The following is an 18,533-nucleotide window of genomic DNA, read 5'->3' as shown; positions in this document are numbered from 1 at the left end:
GATTCTTGACTTTTTTGTGCGTTGCACTAATTGTGGGCAGAGTCAGGGAGCCGGGGCTTCCCGACGAGAGCCAGGTAAAAGGATTCCGAAATGTTCAAGGTTGAAGACTTTCAGAACTACGGGAAAGAGCACTTCGAGCAGTACGTCGCCTCCGCGACCTCGGTGCAGCACGGCTTCCAGGCGATCGCCAGCGCCTATGGCGACTATACGAAGAAGTCGTTCGAAGACACCAAGTCCTTCGTCGAGAAGCTTTCCGGCGTGAAGTCGCTGGACAAGGCCATGGAAGCGCAGACCGATTTCGCCCGTTCCTCCTACGAGACCTTCGTTGCGGAATCGCAGAAGATCGCCGGCCTCTACAGCGACCTCGCCAAGCAGGCGTTCAAGCCGGTCGAGACCATCGTGACGAAGTTCACCCCGGCTGCTCAGTAAATTCTTCAGGACGTCCTGGAATCGAAAAGCCCGGCTGAACCAGCCGGGCTTTTTGTTTGCAAGCGCTCGATCCGTCAGCGCGCCACGCGCAGCTTCGACAGCGAGGTGCCGATGTCCTTGAACACCGAAACGGTCTGGCTGGCCGACGTGACGAGATAGAACTTGTCGGCGCTGCTGGCGCAATATTGCAGCACGCTCGAGGTCGGATCGCTGCCGGTGTTCACCTGCACCGTGTAGATCGTGATGTTGTTGGGCTGGGCCTTGGCATTGTCGCACAGCTTCTTCTCCCGCGCGTCGATCTGCGAGGAGTCGCTGTACCAGCGGTTCTGCGTGTTCATGCCGTCGGAGAGCAGGACGATTGCGTCCTTGTAGGTGTAGTTGGTGTCCTTGGCCGGCGCGTTCATGGGATCGCCGGTCGAGAGCGTCATCCAGCCCCAGGCGAGGCCAATGCCCTGATTGGTGTTGCCGGTCGGGACCAGATTGCCGATCAGCGTCTTGAGCGCGGACCAGTCGTAGCTCAGCGGCATGATCGGTTGGATGTAGGCCGAATTGCTGGAATTGCAGTACGAATACTGCTCCGCCGGGAACAGCGTCGACGAGTTGCTGATAACCGGAGTCGTATTCTTGGTGTCGTAGTCCTGATCGCGGTCGGTGACGCATCCCGTCCATTTGTTGTGGTTCTTCGGCGTCCACGTCTTGCCCGCGCTGATGCAGCCCGACTGTTGCTTGTACCAATTGTCGCTGCAGCTGCCATTCACCGCTTCCCAGTCGCTCCAGTCGATCCAGGACTTGTCATAGTTGCTGCTGCCGACGTTGACGTCCTTGGAAAACGGAACCACCGAGATGTAGACGTCGCCGTTGGTCTTGGCGAGCGTGCTGAGCTGGTCGACCAGGTTCTTCGCGGCCGTCTGCATGGCCGGCATCTTACCGTCGTCGGCCATCGATCCCGTGACGTCGAGCACCAGGGCCACGCGCATGCGCGTCAGGCCCCAGGCGCTGGTGGAGGTGGTGTCGATGCCGAGTGTCGGGAAGCCGGCGATCTTCATGAAGCTGGTCGTGTAGGTGCCGGTTCCGGTGAGCTGGATCGTCGAGCCGATGCTGGTGCTCGCGGTATAAGTGGCCCCAACGGTGACCGATGGCAGGGTCGTGGTGTTGGTGAACAGGGCATTGAAATAGGTTTGCGCCTTGCTGCTGATCTGCGACGTCGTGATCGTGCCGGCCGACAGGTCCCTGGAGAGCATCAGCGCGGTGGAGTCGAGGGCCGACTGCATGGAGGCGCGGGCCTGGGCGGCGCGGCTATAATCGATCGCGGCACCGACGAAGCTCAGCACCGGGACCAGCGCGATGGCGAAGATCACGGCGATATTGCCTTGCTCGGCCGCTGCAAAGCGGGCGAATAGTCGACCAAGGCGGCTGACGAGGGGCGGGCGAGACATGACGATCCCCGAAATCTGTGTTTTGCCCGATTTCGCGCCACGCCATTGAACGGCAGGTAAATTGGACCGTAGAAAACCGGAGCGACCCGCGTGAAACCGCCGCAGCCGGGTTAACAGCCGGGGTTCCTGGTCAACATGTTCTAAACGCGCGGGGGCGAAATTTTTGTCAAATCGGTCCGGATTGTTTAACCTTGCTCCCGATCGCCCGGATCGGGAATCGGGACTGCTGTGGCCGCATCGGCCGGACCTTTGCACGCTTGCGGCGGGCCGGGGGCAGGCCCATATTGCTGGCGAACGATCCGGCTTGGACCGGATTGTCGGGAGCGGCGATCCAACAAGGCGGCGCGCCTGCGCCAGGCTCCGAAGGGCGGGGTCGCGCGGCGACTGCCATTCGCTTCCATGGGGAATTTGAACGCCTGAGCCATGCCGCAATTGACTTCCAGACTCGACCTGTCCGCGCCAGCCGCTGCCTACGCTCCTCGCATGAGCAATGACGAGAACCGTTCGGGCAACCCCTCGGGTCCGAACACTTCGGTCATTACCAAGGTCAAGCCCAAGACCAAACGGCCGAACCTCTACCGCGTGCTGATCCTGAACGACGACTACACGCCGATGGAGTTCGTCGTCCACGTGCTGGAGAAGTTCTTCAACAAGGACATCGAGGCCGCGACCAAGATCATGCTGCACGTCCACCATCATGGCATCGGGGAGTGCGGCGTGTTCACTTACGAGATCGCCGAGACCAAGGTGACGCAGGTGATGGATTTCGCCCGCAAGCACCAGCATCCGCTGCAATGCGTGATGGAAAAGAAATAGTCGCCGGTCGTGTTCCTTAGAGTGGTTCTGTTCGCGTGGCGTGTGATGGCAGCACAACCTGCTGCATGATCCGGTGAACTTCGGCGCCGGCGTCAACCCTGCCCAAATGGGTAGTCTGCCCAAATCGGAACGGGTTTTGCATCGAAAATACCGCGGGTGTGTCGCTGCCGGAGTCGCGGAACCGGTCTTTCGCCGCGGTCTTGTATAACTATATGTGACAAAGGTTGTTGTTGCCTGACCGGGCGATCACGACCATGATGGTGGGGGCCATAGAGGACGCGAATGCCGACTTTTTCCCAAAGCCTTGAACAATCCCTGCATCGTGCACTGGCGATCGCAAACGAACGTCATCACCAATACGCGACGCTCGAGCATCTGTTGCTCTCCCTGATCGACGACTCCGATGCAGCCGCCGTCATGCGCGCCTGTAGTGTCGATCTCGACAAGCTCCGCACGAGCCTGGTTAATTATCTTGAGACCGAGTTCGAGAATCTGGTCACGGATGGCGCCGACGACGCCAAGCCGACCGCCGGCTTCCAGCGCGTGATCCAGCGCGCCGTGATTCACGTGCAATCCTCCGGCCGTGAAGAGGTGACCGGCGCCAACGTGCTGATCGCGATCTTCGCCGAGCGCGAGAGCCACGCCGCGTATTTCCTGCAGGAGCAGGACATGACGCGCTATGACGCGGTCAACTACATCAGCCACGGCATCGCCAAGCGGCCTGGCGTCTCCGAGGCGCGGCCGGTGCGCGGCGTCGACGAGGAGACCGAGACCAAGGGTGCTGAAGACGCCAAGAAGAAGGGCGAGGCGCTCGAGACCTATTGCGTCAACCTCAACAAGAAGGCGCGCGACGGCAAGATCGACCCGGTGATCGGACGCAACTCCGAGATCAACCGTGCGATCCAGGTGCTGTGCCGCCGGCAGAAGAACAACCCGCTGTTCGTCGGCGAAGCCGGCGTCGGCAAGACCGCGATTGCGGAGGGCCTCGCCAAGCGCATCGTCGACAGCGAGGTGCCGGAAGTTCTGGCGGCTGCCACCGTGTTCTCGCTCGACATGGGCACGCTGCTCGCGGGCACGCGCTATCGCGGCGACTTCGAAGAGCGCCTGAAGCAAGTGCTGAAGGAGCTCGAGGCGCATCCCAACGCCATCCTGTTCATCGACGAGATCCACACCGTGATCGGTGCGGGCGCGACGTCGGGCGGGGCGATGGATGCCTCGAACCTGCTCAAGCCGGCGCTGGCCTCGGGCACCATCCGCTGCATGGGCTCGACCACCTACAAGGAATACCGTCAGCACTTCGAGAAGGACCGCGCGCTGGTGCGGCGCTTCCAGAAGATCGACATCAACGAGCCGACGGTCGAGGACGCGATCGCGATCCTCAAGGGTCTCAAGCCGTACTTCGAGGACTACCACCGGCTGAAGTACACCAACGAGGCGATCGAGGCCGCGGTTCAGCTCTCCTCGCGCTACATCCACGACCGCAAGCTGCCGGACAAGGCGATCGACGTGATCGACGAGTCCGGTGCGGCGCAGATGCTGGTGGCCGAGAACAAGCGCAAGAAGACCATCGGCATCAAGGAGATCGAGACCACGATCGCCTCGATGGCGCGGATTCCGCCGAAGAGCGTGTCGAAGGACGATGCCGAGGTGCTCAAGCATCTCGAGCAGACGCTGAAGCGCACCGTGTTCGGCCAGGACAAGGCGATCGAGTCGCTCGCGGCATCGATCAAGCTGGCGCGCGCCGGCTTGCGCGAGCCGGAGAAGCCGATCGGCTGCTACCTGTTCTCGGGTCCGACCGGCGTCGGCAAGACCGAGGTTGCAAAGCAGCTGGCGGCAAGCCTCGGCGTCGAGCTGTTGCGCTTCGACATGTCCGAGTACATGGAGCGGCACACCGTATCGCGCCTGATTGGTGCGCCTCCCGGCTATGTCGGCTTCGACCAGGGCGGCTTGCTCACCGACGGCGTCGACCAGCATCCGCATTGCGTGGTGCTGCTCGACGAAATCGAGAAGGCGCATCCCGATCTCTACAACGTGCTGCTGCAGATCATGGATCACGGCCGGCTCACCGACCACAACGGCAAGCAGGTCAATTTCCGCAACGTGATCCTGATCATGACCACGAACGCGGGGGCTTCCGATCTCGCCAAGCAGGCGTTCGGCTTCACGCGCTCCAAGCGGGAAGGCGACGACCACGAGGCGATCAACCGGCAGTTCGCGCCGGAATTCCGCAACCGTCTCGATGCTATCGTCTCGTTCGGCCATCTCAGCGTCGAGGTGATCGGCACCGTGGTCGAGAAGTTCGTGCTTCAGCTCGAAGCCCAGCTCGGCGACCGCGACGTCACCATCGAGCTGTCCGAGCCCGCCAAGGCCTGGCTGGTCCAGCACGGTTACGACGAGCAGATGGGCGCACGTCCCATGGCCCGCGTGATCCAGGAACACATCAAGAAGCCGTTGGCTGACGAGGTGCTGTTCGGCAAGCTGAAGGGCGGCGGCCACGTTCGCGTCGTCCTGGTCAAGGACGAGGCTGACGAGACCAAAGACAAGATCGGCTTCGAATACGTCGAGGGGCCGGTCACGCCGAAGCAGGAGAAGCTCCCGGGCACCCGCAAGCGCCCGCCGGGCAAGTCCAAGCCGGGCGGCCCCGGCGGCTCGAAGGGGCCGACCTCCAAGGGCCCGCTGGTCAAGGCTTGATCGGCACGCCATGAGAATTGAAAAGGCCGGCTGAAAAGCCGGCCTCTTCATTGATGCGATGTCGTACCGCAGAACGGCCTACGTACCGGCCTCCGGCGCGCGCGGCGGCAGGGGCCTCTTCGGAGCGGCCGGCCGGGCGCCGCGGGCAGGGACCGACGGCTGCATCGTTACAATGACCGGGTTTGGCTTGTGATCGGTGGCCGCCCCCGTCGCGGCGTCGACCCCCATGCCGACGACGCCGCCGAGCAAGAGGTTGCCGGCGAAGCCGGTGGCCCCGGTGCCTGAAACCTCCTTGGTGAGCTGCACCGTCTGGGGTTGATAGCCTTCCTTCTCGAAGGTGATCGTGATGTCGGCGTTACGCTTGGCGACGATGGCGCAGGGTGTGGTGCAGGTGGTGGGCACTTCGAGCCCGGAGACCATGGCTTCCACGCCTGACGGTGTCGATGAGATGCTGATGTTTTCGGTCGTGCCGCGCGTCACAGACGCGCAGCCGCCCAGCATGACGCTGAGCGCCACAATTCCCAATGAACGCATGAAGTGCCCCTTATTCCCCACGCCAATCAAGCGCAACCGGAGCGCGAGGGCAATAGGTCATTGGTCCGGATAGTTAAGCCACGCAGGGGTTGTGCACGGAATGGCCGGTACCTGGACGTGGGGCTCCGTCAGTCGCCCCGCAGGCGCTGATCGTCCTGCACGCGGACGTGTTCGGCGCCGCGCGCGCCAACCGGAGACAGCCGCAGCATGCTCAGCACCGCGCCGCAGAGTGCAAACCCGACGCCCACGAGCAGCGCCAGCCTGGTCCCCTCAACCGGATACCGTCCGAGCAACAACGCGACCAGTGCGGCGCCGGTGGTCTGGCCGAGCAGGCGTGCCGTGCCCAGCATGCCGCTGGCGCCGCCTGCGCGCTCGCGCGGGGCGGCAGCGATCATGGTGCGGTTGTTGGGCGTCTGGAACAGACCGAAGCCGGCGCCGGCCAGCGCCATGCGCCAGATCACGTCGAACGGTGCGGGGTCTGCGGGCAGGAAGGCGAGCGCGGCAAGGCCGCAGGCGAACAGCGTGAGGCCGATGCCGCCGAGCAGGCCGGCCGGATAACGCTCGACCAGGCGGCCGGCGAGGGGCGCTGCGAACGCCACGGCGATCGGCCATGGCGTGATCAGGAGGCCCATATGGACCGCCGAATAGCCGAAGCGGCTCTGGAGGTAGAAGGGGATCGCGACGAAGGCCAGCATCTGCCCGCAGAACGAGGCGATCGAGGTCGCAATGGACAGCGCGAACACGGGGATACGCAACAGGTCGACCGGCAGCAGCGGCGAGGTCATGTGGGTTTCGCGCCAGATCAGCAGCGCGCCTGCGACGAGAGCGATGGCGAACTGGATCAGGCAGGTGACCGCGGCCTCGCCATGACCGACGCTGTCGACGGCTGCGATCCCGACGCCGAAGGTGATCGCTGAAAGCCCCGCGCTCTGCCAGTCGAACGAATGGCTGGCGGGCTTTGTGTGCGGCAGGCTGCGCAGGCCCAGCACCAGCGTCACCGCGCCGAGCGGTACGTTGATGGCAAACAGCCACGGCCAGCTTCCGACCGCCAGGATGCCTGCGGCGAGCGTCGGGCCGATGGCGGCCGAGAAGGCGACGACGAGCGCGTTGAGCCCGATGCCGCGGCCGAGCTGGCTGCGCGGGTAGGTGAAGCGCACCAGCGCTGCGTTGACGCTCATGATGCCGGCCGCGCCAAAGCCCTGGATGATGCGCGCGACCGTCAGCAGCGGCAGCGTATGCGCCAGCGCGCAGAAGGCGGATGCCAGCGTGAACAGCACCAGCCCGACCAGATAGACGCGGCGATAGCCGACGATCTCGCCGAGCGAAGCCAGCGGCAGCAGCGAGATCGTGATCGCGAGCTGGTAGCCGTTGACGATCCAGATCGAGAAGGCTGGACTTGCGTCGAGGTCGGCCGCGATCGTCGGCAGGGCGACATTGGCGATGGCGCTGTCGACCACCGCCATGATGATGCCGAGCGCAATGGTCAGCACCGCCTGGTTGCGCTGCGGCTGCGGCAGGCCGTCGGCATGCTCGATGGGGGCGGACGACATGATGGAGGCGCGCTTGATTCGAGCCGTGTTTCATCTCCGGATTAGGAAATTGCCGGATTGACGGCAACCCGTCAGGCTTTCCGCAGTTCCCGTAACGGAGACACTCGTGGCGGCTCGGCAAACACAAAGATTCTTGCGCTAGACCGCCGGCGGATTGCGGTCGGTGAAGGTCGTGCGCTGGTGCCAGTAGGGATAGGGCAGCGTCACCTTGCTCGCGGCGTCGAGCTTGGCAATCTGGTCTTTGGTCAGCGACCAGCCGACCGCGCCGAGATTTTCGCGCAGCTGCGTCTCGTTGCGCGCGCCGATGATCAGCGTCGATACGGTCGGGCGCTGCAGCAGCCAGTTCAGCGCGATCTGCGAGACGCTCTTGCCGGTTTCCTTCGCGACCTCGTCGATGGCATCGACGACACGATAGACATGCTCGTCCGGCACCGGCGGTCCGAACTCGGCGGTCTTGGGCAGGCGGCTCACCTCGGGCTTCGGCTGACCTCGGCGAAGCTTGCCGGTGAGGCGTCCCCATCCGAGCGGCGACCAGACCACGGCACCTAGCCCCTGGTCGAGGCCGAGCGGCATCAACTCCCATTCGTAATCGCGCCCGATCAGCGAATAATAGGTCTGGTTGGCCACGTAGCGCGGAAAACCGTGCTTGTCGGCGACGGCGAGCGACTTCATCAGGTGCCAGCCGGAAAAATTCGAAACGCCGACATAGCGGATCTTGCCGGCGCGCACGAGCGTATCGAGGGTCGCGAGCACCTCCTCGGGCGGGGTGAAGGCGTCGAAGCCGTGGAGCTGGAACAGGTCGATGTAGTCGGTGCCGAGCCGGCTCAGTGAACCGTCGATGGCTGCGAGCAGATGCTGCCGTGACGAGCCGATGTCGTTGGGGCCGTCGCCGAAGCGAAACGTGGCCTTGGTCGAGACCAGCACCTTGTCGCGGCGGCCCTTGATGGCCTCGCCGAGAACGCGTTCGGACTCGCCGAGCGAATAGACGTCCGCGGTGTCGAACATCGACACGCCGGCATCGAGGCAGATATCCAGCAGGCGCCGCGCCTCGGTCGCGTCGGTCGTGCCCCACGCGGCAAGGCGGCCGACGCCGCCGAAGGTGCCGGTGCCAAGGCTCAAAGCGGGCACCATGAGGCCTGACCGGCCCAAGCGTCGGTATTCCATCGATATGCTCCTCGGCTGGCCGCTGATTGATCGTTGCCGCCTTGGCACTGAGGTTAGCGCAAGCGGGTGCCTTGTCCTATCACGCGCTCACATACCGGCCTTGCTTGGACGCCCTAATCGTGCCGAAGCATGTCGTCGAACGCGGCATCAACGATGCGCGGGCCGACAATCTTCGCCGAAAATTTCGCCTCGTCCTTTGCCACAGATGGGGGAGCGCAGCCGAGCTCACGATTGCGCGTCTGCTGCGGCAGGAGAGTCAAACCCCATCCCACCACGACCAGCACGGCGAGACGGATCGCGATGACGCTCAGCAACAGCTCCGTTCCGCTTATCGTGGCCTGAGTCCTCATGCGCGCCAGCCTGATGCAGGCGGCAGGGCAAGACAATCTGGAATTCACGAGCATTGCCTTCGCCGCAAGCGAAGGCTCCGGCCAATGGCTGTCCCGATCTCAGTGCCGCAGCTGGCTCTGCCTGAAATCGCGCGGCGACATCCCAAAATGCTCGCGGAAGACCCGGCCGAAATGCGAGAGGTCGTTAAAACCCCAGGCGAAGGCGATCTCGCTGATGTGGCGATGGACGAGCATGGGCGAGGCGAGGTCGCGCCGGCACTGCGCAAGGCGCTCGGCGAGGACGTAACGCTGGAACGAGGTCTCCTCGTCGGCGAGAAGGTCGTTCACGTAGCGCGGCGAGATGCCGAGCGCGGCCGCGGTCTCCGACAATGAAAGGTCGGGGTCGGCGAGGTGGGCGCGGACGTGCGCCTTGAGCCGGTAGATCAGCGCGGAGCGGTGGGTCGAGGATGGCAGCGACGTCTTGCCGAGCCGCTCGCTCAGCGCCATCGCGAGCAGATCGACGGCCTGTTCCGACAGAACAGCGGCGTTGCCAGGGGCGAGCCGGTCGGCACTCTGGCAAAGCCGGAAGATGAAATCATAGGCGAGCCGCTCGAGCGGTGCCTCAGTGCCGAACGACATCGCGGTCAGCGTCTCCGTGCCGCCGAGCCGGCGCTGCAACATTTCGCGCGGTACCTTGAAGATGGTCTGCGTGAAAGCGTCGTTGAACTTCAGCTCATAGGGGCGGGTGGTGTCGTAGAGCGCGAATTCGCCGGGATGAACCACGGTCTCGCGGCCGTCCTGCACCACGCCGCCGTCGCCCCGATGACCGAGCGCCACCAGGACGAAATCCTGATCCGAGCGCGCGATGCGGGAGGGCGTGCGGAGCACATGCTGGCGATCGGAGCAGACCTCGGAACACACCGCCTTGCCGAGCGCGGCTTGCGTCACCGAGCCGCGAAAGGCGCTGCCGAGATCGGACTTGCAGTCGAGCCCGACGAAGACGTCGCAGACGATGTCCTGCCAGAGGGCGAGCCGCCGGTAGCCCGGGCTGCCGTCCGTCGTGAACTGGATTGGCATCGGCAGGCCTCCCTTTCACATCCAGCGAAATCGCATGTTGGCGCAGATCCAAGCCGATCCGAGGCAAATCCCGTACCGGGCCGAAATCCCCGCCGGTCGAGTTTTTGTTCCGCCGCGGTCGAGCGGCCGGTTGCCCGCTTTGGCCCAATAGACTGCATCGGAGATGGCTTCCGATCAACCGGCAATGGAGGCGGCAATGGGCATCGAACATCCGAAATACAAGGTGGCGGTGGTGCAGGCGGCGCCGGCCTGGCTCGATCTCGACGCCTCCATCGACAAGTCGATCGCGCTGATCAGGGAGGCCGCGGAAAAGGGCGCCAGGCTGATCGCCTTTCCCGAGGCCTTCATCCCCGGCTACCCCTGGCACATCTGGATGGACTCGCCGGCATGGGCGATCGGCCGCGGCTTCGTGCAGCGCTATTTCGACAATTCGCTGTCCTATGACAGCCCGCAGGCCGAGCGGCTGCGCGACGAAGTGCGGAAAGCCAAGCTCACCGCCGTGATCGGCCTGTCCGAACGCGACGGCGGCAGTCTCTATCTGGCGCAATGGCTGATCGGGCCCGATGGCGAGACCATCGCCAAGCGCCGCAAGCTGCGGCCGACCCATGCCGAGCGTACCGTCTACGGCGAGGGCGACGGCAGCGATCTCGCAGTGCATGCGAGGGCCGACATCGGCCGTCTCGGCGCGCTGTGCTGCTGGGAGCATCTCCAGCCGCTGTCCAAATACGCGATGTACGCCCAGAACGAGCAGGTGCATGTCGCGGCCTGGCCGAGCTTCTCGCTCTACGATCCCTTCGCGCCGGCGCTTGGGGCCGAGGTCAACAACGCCGCCTCGCGTGTCTATGCGGTGGAGGGCTCCTGCTTCGTGCTGGCGCCTTGCGCGACGGTCTCGCAAGCGATGATCGATGAGCTCTGCGACCGGCCGGACAAGCATGCGCTGCTGCATGCCGGCGGCGGCTTTGCCGCGATCTACGGTCCCGACGGCAGCCAGATCGGCGAGAAGCTGGCGCCGGATCAGGAGGGGCTATTGATCGCCGAGATCGATCTCGGCGCCATCGGTGTTGCCAAGAACGCGGCAGATCCGGCCGGGCATTATTCGCGGCCCGACGTCACGCGGCTGCTGCTCAACAAGAAGCGGTACCAACGCGTCGAGCAATTTGCGTTGCCGGTGGACACCGTCGAGCCCACCGACATTGCCGCGGCGGCGAGCTGATCACCGAGATCGAGGGGAGGGTACGATCATGGAATCTGCAATTCCTCAGCATCTCGAGACTCAGCGCACGCGCCACAAGCGCGTGCCTGATGATTACCAGCCGCCATATCCGTCGTTCGTGGCGCGCTACAGGCCCGGCGTGAGCCGCGTCGTGATGGCTTATTTCGGCGTGCAGTATCGTGGCGCGGCGCCGGCGGCCGCAACGGAGGCACTCCTTGAGATCGCGGAGCGCTTTTCGGCCGAAAGCGGGCCTTTGCATTGGGATCGCGCGCGCTATGTCGACCAGGCCGGCTATGAGACCATCGTCTCGGTCGCCTATTGGGACGACATTGTGCGCTTCGACGCCTGGCTCGAACCGGCACGCGCGGCATGGACCGTGAGGCAGCGCGAGGGCGTCGGCACCTTCATCGAGGTGCTGCGTCCCATTGTGGCGCGGCACGAGACGCTGTTCTCTTCGCCCGACCGGACCGAAGGTGTCGCGGCCATCGCCGCCGGCATGAGCGGCGAGGTGCAGGAGCACGCTTATTGGGGCGGCATGCGCGACCGTATCCCGCTGTCGCAAACCGACGCGATGACGCCCGGCGGTGCGCCGGAGCTGATCCGGGACGGCGCGCGGCTACGCGTGACGGCGCACGACAATCTCTGCCTGATCAGGTCCGGGCAGGATTGGAGCGATACCGAGGCATCCGAGCGAAAGCTCTATCTCGATGACGTCGAGCCGGTGCTGCGCGAAGGCATGGATTTCCTGCGCGACGAGGGTCTTGCGATCGGCTGCTATGCCAACCGCTACATGCAGGTGCTCCAGGCCGATGGCAGCGTGAGCGAAAAGTCCTACGGCCAGAGCTGGTGGAAGAGCCTGGCCGCGCTCGAACGCTGGGCGGAGTCGCATCCAACCCATGTCAGGATTTTTGGTGCCGCGATGAAGTATCTGTCCACGCTCGGACCGTCCGCCAAGCTGCGGCTCTATCACGAGGTCACGGTGGCAGCCGCGGACGAGCAGTTCTTCGAATATCTGAACTGCCATCCCAAGACCGGCATGTTGACGGCGGTGGAGGCCGTCAGCGCCTAGCCCACGCAATGACCAAGCAGCTCGGGATGCGCGGCGCAAATGTGATGCGCGCCGGCGTCCCTGAGCTCGGCCTCGCTGCCATAGCCATAGAGCACGCCGATCGCGGTCATGCCGTTGGTGCGGGCGCCGATCACATCGTGGCTGCGGTCGCCGATCATGATGGCGCTGCCGGCATCGACCTTGGTCTCGTCGAGCGCGTAGCGCAGCAGATCGCGCTTGTCGACGCGGGTGCCGTCGAGCTCGGAGCCGAACACGCGCTCGAAGTACGGCTTCAGGCCGAAATGATCGACGATGTGGGTAGCGTAGACCGCGGGCTTGCTGGTCGCCACGAACATGCGCGGCGTCGTTGCGGCCACCGCGGCGAGCGTGTCGTGGATGCCCTGATAGAGCGCATTCTCGAACAGGCCGACCTCGGAAAACCGCTCGCGGTAGAGTAGCAGCGCCCGGTCAGCAAGTTCGTCGGTTCCGACGAGCCTCTTCAGGCTGGCATGCAGCGGCGGCCCAATGCACCAGGTCAGCTCGTCCTGGCTCGGGACCGGCTGGTCGAGTTTTTTCAGGGCATACTGGATCGAACCGGTGATCCCGGGCTTTGGATCGGTGAGTGTGCCGTCGAGATCAAAATAGATTGTCCGCATTTTGGCCGAGCTCAGCGTTGATTGTTCCGGCCGTTGCTAGTTGCCTTGGGGCCCGAGTTCAAGGGCTTGGAGCGAAATGCAGCTTGGTGGGGTCCAGAAGCTGATCTGGCGGTTGCTCGTGGCAGCGTTCGTCTGCACGCCGGCGCTGGCCGAGGACGCACCGGTTCCTCCCACGCAGCTCGGCCCCGAAGCCCCCGCAAAACCGTCGCCATCGCCCGATTCGGCGCGCGAGAGCGACACGCGGGAGTCGATCTGCCTGATCATCGAGGCCGCCGCGCGCGATGCCAATCTCCCGCTGGAATTTTTCGCCCGGGTGATCTGGCAGGAAAGCCGCTTCCAGGCCGACGCGGTAGGCCCGACGACACGCAGCGGCGAGCACGCACAGGGGATCGCGCAGTTCATGCCGGGCACCGCGAGCGAGCGCGGTCTGCTTAATCCGTTCAATCCGGTGCAGGCATTGCCGAAGTCGGCAGAGTTTCTGAATGAGCTGCGCAACCAGTTCGGCAATCTCGGCCTTGCGGCCGCTGCCTACAACGCAGGTCCGCGGCGCGTGCAGGAATGGCTCGCCGGCACCGGCGGCATGCCGGAGCAGACTCGTAACTACGTCTACGCGATCACTGGGACGAGCGTCGATGCCTGGGCCAAGGCGGGTGCGACCGGCAAGGGCCCGCCGAGCGCGCCGCCGACCAGCTGTCGCGACCTGATGGCGCTGCTCAAGCGCGCGCCGAATGCTTTCGTCGCCGAGCTCGAGCAGCATGTCGAGCTGGCGGCCGCAAAAGCCTGGGGCGTGCAGCTCGCCGCCGGTTTCGACCGCAACAGGGCGCTGGCGATGTATTCCCGCGCCGTCACGCGGCTCGGCACCGCAATCGGCGACCACGATCCGAGCCTTTTGAGCTCGGTGATGCGTAGCCGCGGCACCCGCGCGTTCTACCAGGTGCGCATCGGTGCCGACACGCGCAGTGAGGCGGATGATCTCTGTAACCGGATCAGGAAGGCAGGCGGCGCGTGCTTCGTGCTGAAGAACAGGGGTGTGAGCGGGTAGGGGGCCTCGTCGGCGCGCATGCCAGCCCCGCCACGTGTTTCCTTGACGCGAGCCGCCGCGTCACCCGTTATGCGGGCACGATTCCGCAACCCGGCCAAAACTCCGTGGCGCTCCCTCCGCTCGATTCACCGCAATGGAATAGTCCCTGGCTCGCTTTCGGCTGGGGGCTGCGCTCGATCACGCAGACGATCCTCACCATCGTGCTGTTCGTGACCTATCTCGGCATCGGCGCGCTGGCCCATGACACCCATTTCAGCCTGGTCTGGGCGCTCGCCTCGACGCTGTTCGTCTGGGCGGGGCCGGCGCAGATCATCCTGATCACCACACTGGGCTCCGGCGCCACCATCATCCAGTCCGCGATCGCGGTGACCGTCAGCGCTATCAGGCTGTTTCCGATGGTGGTCTCGGTCTTGCCGCTGATGCGCACGCCGACGACCAAACGGCGCGAGCTGGTCTTTGCCGCGCATCTCACCGCGGTGACGTTGTGGGTCGAATGCCACCGCTTCCTGCCGCTTGTGCCGCGTGAGCGGCGCATCGCCTTCGTTCACGGGCTCGGCTGTGGCCTCGTCTCGGTGTGCCTCGTCGCCAACACGGTCGGCTATTTCCTCGCCGCCAACCTGACCCAGACGCTTGGCGCGGCGATCCTGCTGCTGACGCCGCTGTCCTTCCTGTTCTCGACCGCGCGCAACAGCCGCGAGGTCGCCGATGTCGTCGCGCTCGTGCTGGGCATCTTGCTGTATCCGCTCGCCGCGAAGATGAGCTCCGGCGTCGATATCCTGATCAGCGGGGTGGTGGCCGGCACGATCGCCTATGGCGTGCATTGGTGGCGCGAGGTGCGCGCATGAGCTTTGCGCAAGCGATCGGCGACTGGCACGCGCTGGCGGTGCTGTTCGTCGCCGGCGTCATTCCCAACCAGATATGGCGCATGCTGGGACTGTGGTTCGGCGGCGGCATCGACGAAGGCTCCGAACTGCTGGTCTGGGTGCGGGCGGTCGCCACCGCGATTCTGGCCGGCGTCATCGCCCAGATCGTGGTCGAGCCGCCGGGGGCGCTGGCGAGCGTGCCCGATACCCTACGCTATGGCGCGGTTGGCGCTGGCCTCGTCGTCTTCCTGCTGACCCGCCGCTCGATTTTCGCGGGCGTGGTGACCGGTGAAGTCTTCATGCTGGCCGGCAAGTGGTGGTTGGGCTAAAACCGCCGGCGAACAGTCAAGGAACAGGAAATATGGTTCGCGAACAGGAGCTCCGCGAGGGCGAGGTCGCCATCGAGCTGCCACCGACGCAAGATGCCGGTCTCGTCTTCATCGGGCGTATTCGTACGCCCTGGACCTCGCGGCTGGAGACGCCGCGGCAGGGGCGTCAGGATGGTCCGATCTGCCGGCTCGAGATCTTCGAGCCGTTCGTGCCGGCCATCAAGGGGGTCGATTTCTACAGCAATCTCGAAGTGCTCTACTGGCTCGACCAATCGCGCCGCGACATCATCCTGCAGAGCCCGAAGAACAACGAAAAGACCCGCGGCACGTTCTCGCTGCGCTCGCCGGTGCGGCCCAATCCGATCGGCACGTCGATCGTGAAGCTGGTCGGCATCGAGGGCAATGCGATCCTGGTGCGCGGTCTCGATTGCATCGACAACACGCCGCTGATCGACATCAAGCCCGACCGCTGCGAGTTCACGCCATTGGCGGCGCCGCAGCCGGGGGATTTCGAGACGGAGTAATCTGTCATTCCGGGGCGCGCCGAAGGCGCGAGCCCGGAATCCATCAGGCGTCAGCGTCGGTGGTGAAATGGATTCCGGGCTCGCGCCAAGGGGGCGCGCGCCGGAATGACATCAACCCTTCAACGCCGCGATCAGTCTCGCCGCGTGCTCTTCCAATACCTTGGCGTCTTCCTTGCGGCTGGCGGGCGGCAGCATCGCCACGCCGTCGTGGCGCGGCATCACGTGCATGTGCAGGTGAAACACCACTTGTCCGCCGGCGGGCTCGTTGAATTGCTGGATGGTGATGCCGTCGGCCTTGAACGCCTTCATTGCAGCCGCCGCGATTTTGTGCGCGCCGCGGGCGACGTGGGCGTAGTCGTCAGGCTTGATGTCGAGGATGTTGCGGGCAGGGGCCTTCGGGATCACGAGCGTGTGGCCAGGCACGCGCGGCATGATGTCGAGGAACGCGAAGACGTGCTCGTCCTCATAGACCTTGGAGCAGGGCAGCTCACCGCGCAGGATCTTGGCGAAGATGTTGTTGGTGTCGTAGGCGGTCATGGCGGCTCCCCAAGAAATTTGCGCTTGGAATTTTGCGCTTACTGTCACCAGCGACGGCAAACCGTCAAGGCGCCTCGTCGGCGCCTTTCCGGAACGGGCCGAGCCCGGCAAGCTCCCGTCCGGCCTCGGCGACATAGGCGCGCTCGCGCTTGAGGTAATCGTCGATGGCGCGGCGCAGGCCGGGATCGGCGATGAAGTGCGCGGAATGGGTGGTGCGCGGCAGGTAGCCCCGCGCGATCTTGTGCTCGCCTTGCGCGCCGGCCTCGACATGGGTAAGGCCGCGTTTGATCGCGAAGTCGATCGCCTGGTAATAGCAGACCTCGAAATGCAGGAACGGGTGATGCTCGACCGCGCCCCAGTTGCGGCCAAACAGCGTGTCCGAGCCAATGAAGTTGATCGCGCCCGCGATCCAGCGATTGTTGCGGCGGACCATCACCAGCAGCACGTCCTCGCTCATGGTCTCGCCGATCAGCGAGAAGAACTCGCGCGTCAGATAGGGACGGCCCCATTTGCGCGACCCGGTCTCCATGTAGAACATGAAGAACGCATCCCAGGCGTCCTCGGTGATGTCCTTGCCGGTGAGCCAGTGGATCGTGATCCCGGCGGGAAGCGCGTCGCGCCGCTCGCGCTTGATCGACTTGCGGTGGCGCGAGTTCAGCGTCGCCAGGAAGTCGTCGAAGCCAGTAAAGCCCTCATTGTGCCAGTGGAACTGCTGGTCGGTACGCTGCAGGAAGCCGTGCTCGGCGAGCAGCTTCCACTCGGCCTTCTGTGCGAAGGTGACGTGGACGGAGGAGGCCTTGCTGACGCCGCAGAGCGCCACCAGCCCGCTCGCCAGTGCGTCCATGATGCGCTCGTGATCGACGCCGTCACGGACCAGCAGGCGCGGGCCTGTGGCCGGCGTGAAGGGAACCGAGACCTGGAGCTTCGGATAGTAGCGCCCGCCGGCGCGCTCATAGGCGTCCGCCCAGCCGCGGTCGAAGACGTACTCGCCTTGCGAATGCGATTTCAGATAGCAGGGCACGACACCGGCGACGCGGCCGTCGACCTTGGCCACGAGATGCCGCGGTCCCCAGCCGGTGCGGATTGTCGCCGAACCGGATTTCTCGACGGCGGACAGAAAGGCGTGCGAGACGAAAGGGTTATAGGCGGGTTTTAAGAGGCCGAGGGAGTCGCCTGGAAGTCCAGATGAGGTTCCCGCGCCAAGCCCGTTGCAGGCCTTTTCGTTAAGAGCCTTTTCGTTAAGAGCCTTGCCGGGATTGGCACAGGCGTCCCAGTCCTCCGGGGATACCTCACCAATCGAAGGTACGGCCTCGAGCGTGATTTCGGATGATGCCATTGTTGCCCAAGATCGTGCATTGCAGCAGCGACTTCAAGGGGGCGGGAACGCAGCTCTCGTGCCCCGGACGCAGCGTAGCGCGCCGGCGATGCGAGGCATCGTCCGCGCTGCAGAGCCGGGCCCATCTCACCGCGTAGCGTGCCGCCTTCCGGGTCCCGGCTCTGCGCCGCAACGCTAAAGCGTTGCAGCTTGTCCGGGACACGAGACCATTCCTACGGCACGAACCCCTCAAAGATCATCTGATCGGCATGTTGCCCGACCCGTATCCGCTGCTCCGGGGTGCGGACGGTCCAGCCGAGCAGGGCGCAGCCGAAGACGTTGCGGGCGATCCAGGGAGCGGGGGCCGGGAGGTCGTCGACCCTGAAGGCAACGAAGTGGGGCTGGGTCTGAAAGCCGTGGCGCAGATACAGCATGCTGTCGCGCTGTTCCTGCGTGAGCTTGGCCCAATAGTCGTCCTCATAGGTCCGCTGCGCGACGATGCCGCGCGGGCGGGAGGGCAACAGCTCGCGCAGTGCCAGCACTTGATCGGGATCGAACGACATGCCGACGGCGGGGCCGTCATAGGACGCCAGCACCTCGGCCATCCGCTTCACCAGCTTGCGGTCGCCGCCAAAATGGCTTTTCACCTCGATCACCAGCGGGACCCGGCCGGCGACCATGGCGCAGAGGTCGGACAGCGACATCATTCGCTGGTCCGTGTCCTTGAATTTGACAGCCTTCAGCTCCGCCGCGGTCTTCGACACGACCTCGCCGGTGGCCTCGGTGAGGCGGCCGAGCGCATGGTCGTGATGCACCATGGCCTCGCCGTCGGCCGAGAGCTGGATATCGACCTCGATCGAAAAATTGCCCGATATCGCAGCCTGCACCGCGCCGGGCATGTTCTCGACAACGCCGCGGGAAATGTCATGCAGGCCGCGATGGGCGACCGGCCGGGCTGTCAGCCAATCAGGAGCGCGCAT

Annotated in this window: 19 protein-coding genes; 9 read left to right on the top strand and 10 right to left on the bottom strand. The window is 64.8% G+C overall.

Translation table 11 applies throughout. From position 1 onward, the window contains the following. Positions 1-90 precede the first annotated feature (90 nt). Entirely contained in the window at positions 91-429 is a 339-nt protein-coding gene (locus A3AS_RS0129760) for a phasin family protein (RefSeq protein WP_018321149.1), read from the top strand. Between the two features lie 74 nt (positions 430-503). Here the strand turns inward: A3AS_RS0129760 and A3AS_RS0129755 are convergent, their stop codons facing one another. Continuing rightward, positions 504-1,865, bottom strand: a complete 1,362-nt coding sequence (locus A3AS_RS0129755) for a TadE/TadG family type IV pilus assembly protein (RefSeq protein WP_018321148.1) — start codon at positions 1,863-1,865, stop codon at positions 504-506. Positions 1,866-2,348: 483 nt separating this feature from the next. On the opposite strand from A3AS_RS0129755, the gene clpS reads away from it, so the two are divergent. Together clpS and clpA are read left to right on the top strand one after the other, a co-directional pair. Beyond that, positions 2,349-2,681: an ATP-dependent Clp protease adapter ClpS gene (clpS, locus tag A3AS_RS0129750; RefSeq protein ID WP_026202494.1), complete on the top strand. Its 333-nt coding sequence runs from the start codon at positions 2,349-2,351 to the stop codon at positions 2,679-2,681. Positions 2,682-2,963: 282 nt separating this feature from the next. Next, positions 2,964-5,372: an ATP-dependent Clp protease ATP-binding subunit ClpA gene (clpA, locus tag A3AS_RS0129745; protein ID WP_018321146.1), complete on the top strand. Its 2,409-nt coding sequence runs from the start codon at positions 2,964-2,966 to the stop codon at positions 5,370-5,372. A gap of 78 nt (positions 5,373-5,450) precedes the next feature. Here clpA and A3AS_RS0129740 read toward each other — a convergent pair whose 3' ends face one another. The 5 genes from A3AS_RS0129740 to A3AS_RS0129720 form a co-directional block, all read right to left on the bottom strand. Continuing rightward, positions 5,451-5,906, bottom strand: a complete 456-nt coding sequence (locus A3AS_RS0129740; RefSeq protein ID WP_018321145.1) for a PEGA domain-containing protein — start codon at positions 5,904-5,906, stop codon at positions 5,451-5,453. 128 nt (positions 5,907-6,034) lie between these two features. Then, positions 6,035-7,456: an MFS transporter gene (locus tag A3AS_RS44015; protein ID WP_018321144.1), complete on the bottom strand. Its 1,422-nt coding sequence runs from the start codon at positions 7,454-7,456 to the stop codon at positions 6,035-6,037. A 138-nt stretch (positions 7,457-7,594) separates the two neighbouring features. Then, complete coding sequence (locus A3AS_RS0129730; RefSeq protein WP_018321143.1) at positions 7,595-8,620, bottom strand: aldo/keto reductase; 1,026 nt, start codon at positions 8,618-8,620, stop codon at positions 7,595-7,597. Between the two features lie 113 nt (positions 8,621-8,733). Further along, positions 8,734-8,934 (bottom strand): hypothetical protein, encoded by a 201-nt coding sequence (locus A3AS_RS0129725; protein WP_245283315.1) that lies wholly within the window; start codon positions 8,932-8,934, stop codon positions 8,734-8,736. 135 nt (positions 8,935-9,069) lie between these two features. After that, the gene (locus tag A3AS_RS0129720) at positions 9,070-10,026 is read right to left on the bottom strand and encodes a helix-turn-helix domain-containing protein (RefSeq protein WP_018321141.1); all 957 of its coding nucleotides are present in this window, start codon (positions 10,024-10,026) and stop codon (positions 9,070-9,072) included. Between the two features lie 196 nt (positions 10,027-10,222). Here A3AS_RS0129720 and A3AS_RS0129715 point away from each other — a divergent pair, with 196 nt between their 5' ends. Continuing rightward, entirely contained in the window at positions 10,223-11,239 is a 1,017-nt protein-coding gene (locus A3AS_RS0129715; RefSeq protein ID WP_026202493.1) for a carbon-nitrogen hydrolase family protein, read from the top strand. Positions 11,240-11,267: 28 nt separating this feature from the next. Further along, complete coding sequence (locus tag A3AS_RS0129710; RefSeq protein WP_018321139.1) at positions 11,268-12,308, top strand: phenylacetaldoxime dehydratase family protein; 1,041 nt, start codon at positions 11,268-11,270, stop codon at positions 12,306-12,308. Here the strand turns inward: A3AS_RS0129710 and A3AS_RS0129705 are convergent. Continuing rightward, positions 12,305-12,943 carry an HAD family hydrolase gene (locus A3AS_RS0129705; protein WP_018321138.1) on the bottom strand — a complete coding sequence of 213 codons (639 nt, stop codon included), beginning with the start codon at positions 12,941-12,943 and terminating at the stop codon, positions 12,305-12,307. The two genes, A3AS_RS0129710 and A3AS_RS0129705, sit on opposite strands and share 4 nt — an antisense overlap. Positions 12,944-13,019: 76 nt before the next feature. Here A3AS_RS0129705 and A3AS_RS0129700 point away from each other — a divergent pair, with 76 nt between their 5' ends. The 4 genes from A3AS_RS0129700 to tsaA all read left to right on the top strand — a co-directional run bounded on the left by A3AS_RS0129700 (position 13,020) and on the right by tsaA (position 15,701). Further along, complete coding sequence (locus tag A3AS_RS0129700) at positions 13,020-13,985, top strand: lytic transglycosylase domain-containing protein (protein ID WP_018321137.1); 966 nt, start codon at positions 13,020-13,022, stop codon at positions 13,983-13,985. Between the two features lie 104 nt (positions 13,986-14,089). After that, positions 14,090-14,830 (top strand): AzlC family ABC transporter permease, encoded by a 741-nt coding sequence (locus A3AS_RS0129695; RefSeq protein ID WP_018321136.1) that lies wholly within the window; start codon positions 14,090-14,092, stop codon positions 14,828-14,830. After that, positions 14,827-15,177 (top strand): AzlD domain-containing protein, encoded by a 351-nt coding sequence (locus A3AS_RS0129690; RefSeq protein ID WP_018321135.1) that lies wholly within the window; start codon positions 14,827-14,829, stop codon positions 15,175-15,177. Before A3AS_RS0129695 ends, A3AS_RS0129690 begins: the two co-directional genes overlap by 4 nt. 32 nt (positions 15,178-15,209) lie before the next feature. Further along, positions 15,210-15,701, top strand: coding sequence for a tRNA (N6-threonylcarbamoyladenosine(37)-N6)-methyltransferase TrmO (gene tsaA / locus A3AS_RS0129685; RefSeq protein ID WP_018321134.1), 492 nt, complete (start codon positions 15,210-15,212; stop codon positions 15,699-15,701). A 111-nt stretch (positions 15,702-15,812) separates the two neighbouring features. Here the strand turns inward: tsaA and A3AS_RS0129680 are convergent, their stop codons facing one another. The 3 genes from A3AS_RS0129680 to A3AS_RS0129670 form a co-directional block, all read right to left on the bottom strand. Beyond that, the gene (locus A3AS_RS0129680; RefSeq protein WP_018321133.1) at positions 15,813-16,238 is read right to left on the bottom strand and encodes an HIT domain-containing protein; all 426 of its coding nucleotides are present in this window, start codon (positions 16,236-16,238) and stop codon (positions 15,813-15,815) included. 64 nt (positions 16,239-16,302) lie between these two features. Beyond that, positions 16,303-17,574: a GNAT family N-acetyltransferase gene (locus A3AS_RS0129675; RefSeq protein ID WP_018321132.1), complete on the bottom strand. Its 1,272-nt coding sequence runs from the start codon at positions 17,572-17,574 to the stop codon at positions 16,303-16,305. 212 nt (positions 17,575-17,786) lie between these two features. After that, complete coding sequence (locus tag A3AS_RS0129670; protein ID WP_018321131.1) at positions 17,787-18,533, bottom strand: glycerophosphodiester phosphodiesterase; 747 nt, start codon at positions 18,531-18,533, stop codon at positions 17,787-17,789.

The sequence above is a fragment of the Bradyrhizobium sp. WSM2793 genome (assembly GCF_000379585.1).
GTDB lineage: Bacteria > Pseudomonadota > Alphaproteobacteria > Rhizobiales > Xanthobacteraceae > Bradyrhizobium.
This window is presented reverse-complemented; position numbering and strand designations above follow the sequence as displayed.

Excerpts from the sequence above, each read along its gene's own strand:
- A3AS_RS0129760 (WP_018321149.1), top strand. The coding sequence starts at position 91 with ATGTTCAAGGTTGAAGACTTTCAGAACTACGGGAAAGAGCACTTCGAG.
- A3AS_RS0129755 (WP_018321148.1), bottom strand. The coding sequence starts at position 1,865 with ATGTCTCGCCCGCCCCTCGTCAGCCGCCTTGGTCGACTATTCGCCCGC.
- clpS (WP_026202494.1), top strand. The coding sequence starts at position 2,349 with ATGAGCAATGACGAGAACCGTTCGGGCAACCCCTCGGGTCCGAACACT.
- clpA (WP_018321146.1), top strand. The coding sequence starts at position 2,964 with ATGCCGACTTTTTCCCAAAGCCTTGAACAATCCCTGCATCGTGCACTG.
- A3AS_RS0129740 (WP_018321145.1), bottom strand. The coding sequence starts at position 5,906 with ATGCGTTCATTGGGAATTGTGGCGCTCAGCGTCATGCTGGGCGGCTGC.
- A3AS_RS44015 (WP_018321144.1), bottom strand. The coding sequence starts at position 7,456 with ATGTCGTCCGCCCCCATCGAGCATGCCGACGGCCTGCCGCAGCCGCAG.
- A3AS_RS0129730 (WP_018321143.1), bottom strand. The coding sequence starts at position 8,620 with ATGGAATACCGACGCTTGGGCCGGTCAGGCCTCATGGTGCCCGCTTTG.
- A3AS_RS0129720 (WP_018321141.1), bottom strand. The coding sequence starts at position 10,026 with ATGCCAATCCAGTTCACGACGGACGGCAGCCCGGGCTACCGGCGGCTC.
- A3AS_RS0129715 (WP_026202493.1), top strand. The coding sequence starts at position 10,223 with ATGGGCATCGAACATCCGAAATACAAGGTGGCGGTGGTGCAGGCGGCG.
- A3AS_RS0129710 (WP_018321139.1), top strand. The coding sequence starts at position 11,268 with ATGGAATCTGCAATTCCTCAGCATCTCGAGACTCAGCGCACGCGCCAC.
- A3AS_RS0129705 (WP_018321138.1), bottom strand. The coding sequence starts at position 12,943 with ATGCGGACAATCTATTTTGATCTCGACGGCACACTCACCGATCCAAAG.
- A3AS_RS0129700 (WP_018321137.1), top strand. The coding sequence starts at position 13,020 with ATGCAGCTTGGTGGGGTCCAGAAGCTGATCTGGCGGTTGCTCGTGGCA.
- A3AS_RS0129690 (WP_018321135.1), top strand. The coding sequence starts at position 14,827 with ATGAGCTTTGCGCAAGCGATCGGCGACTGGCACGCGCTGGCGGTGCTG.
- tsaA (WP_018321134.1), top strand. The coding sequence starts at position 15,210 with ATGGTTCGCGAACAGGAGCTCCGCGAGGGCGAGGTCGCCATCGAGCTG.
- A3AS_RS0129680 (WP_018321133.1), bottom strand. The coding sequence starts at position 16,238 with ATGACCGCCTACGACACCAACAACATCTTCGCCAAGATCCTGCGCGGT.
- A3AS_RS0129675 (WP_018321132.1), bottom strand. The coding sequence starts at position 17,574 with ATGGCATCATCCGAAATCACGCTCGAGGCCGTACCTTCGATTGGTGAG.
- A3AS_RS0129670 (WP_018321131.1), bottom strand. The coding sequence starts at position 18,533 with ATGCGCGCTCCTGATTGGCTGACAGCCCGGCCGGTCGCCCATCGCGGC.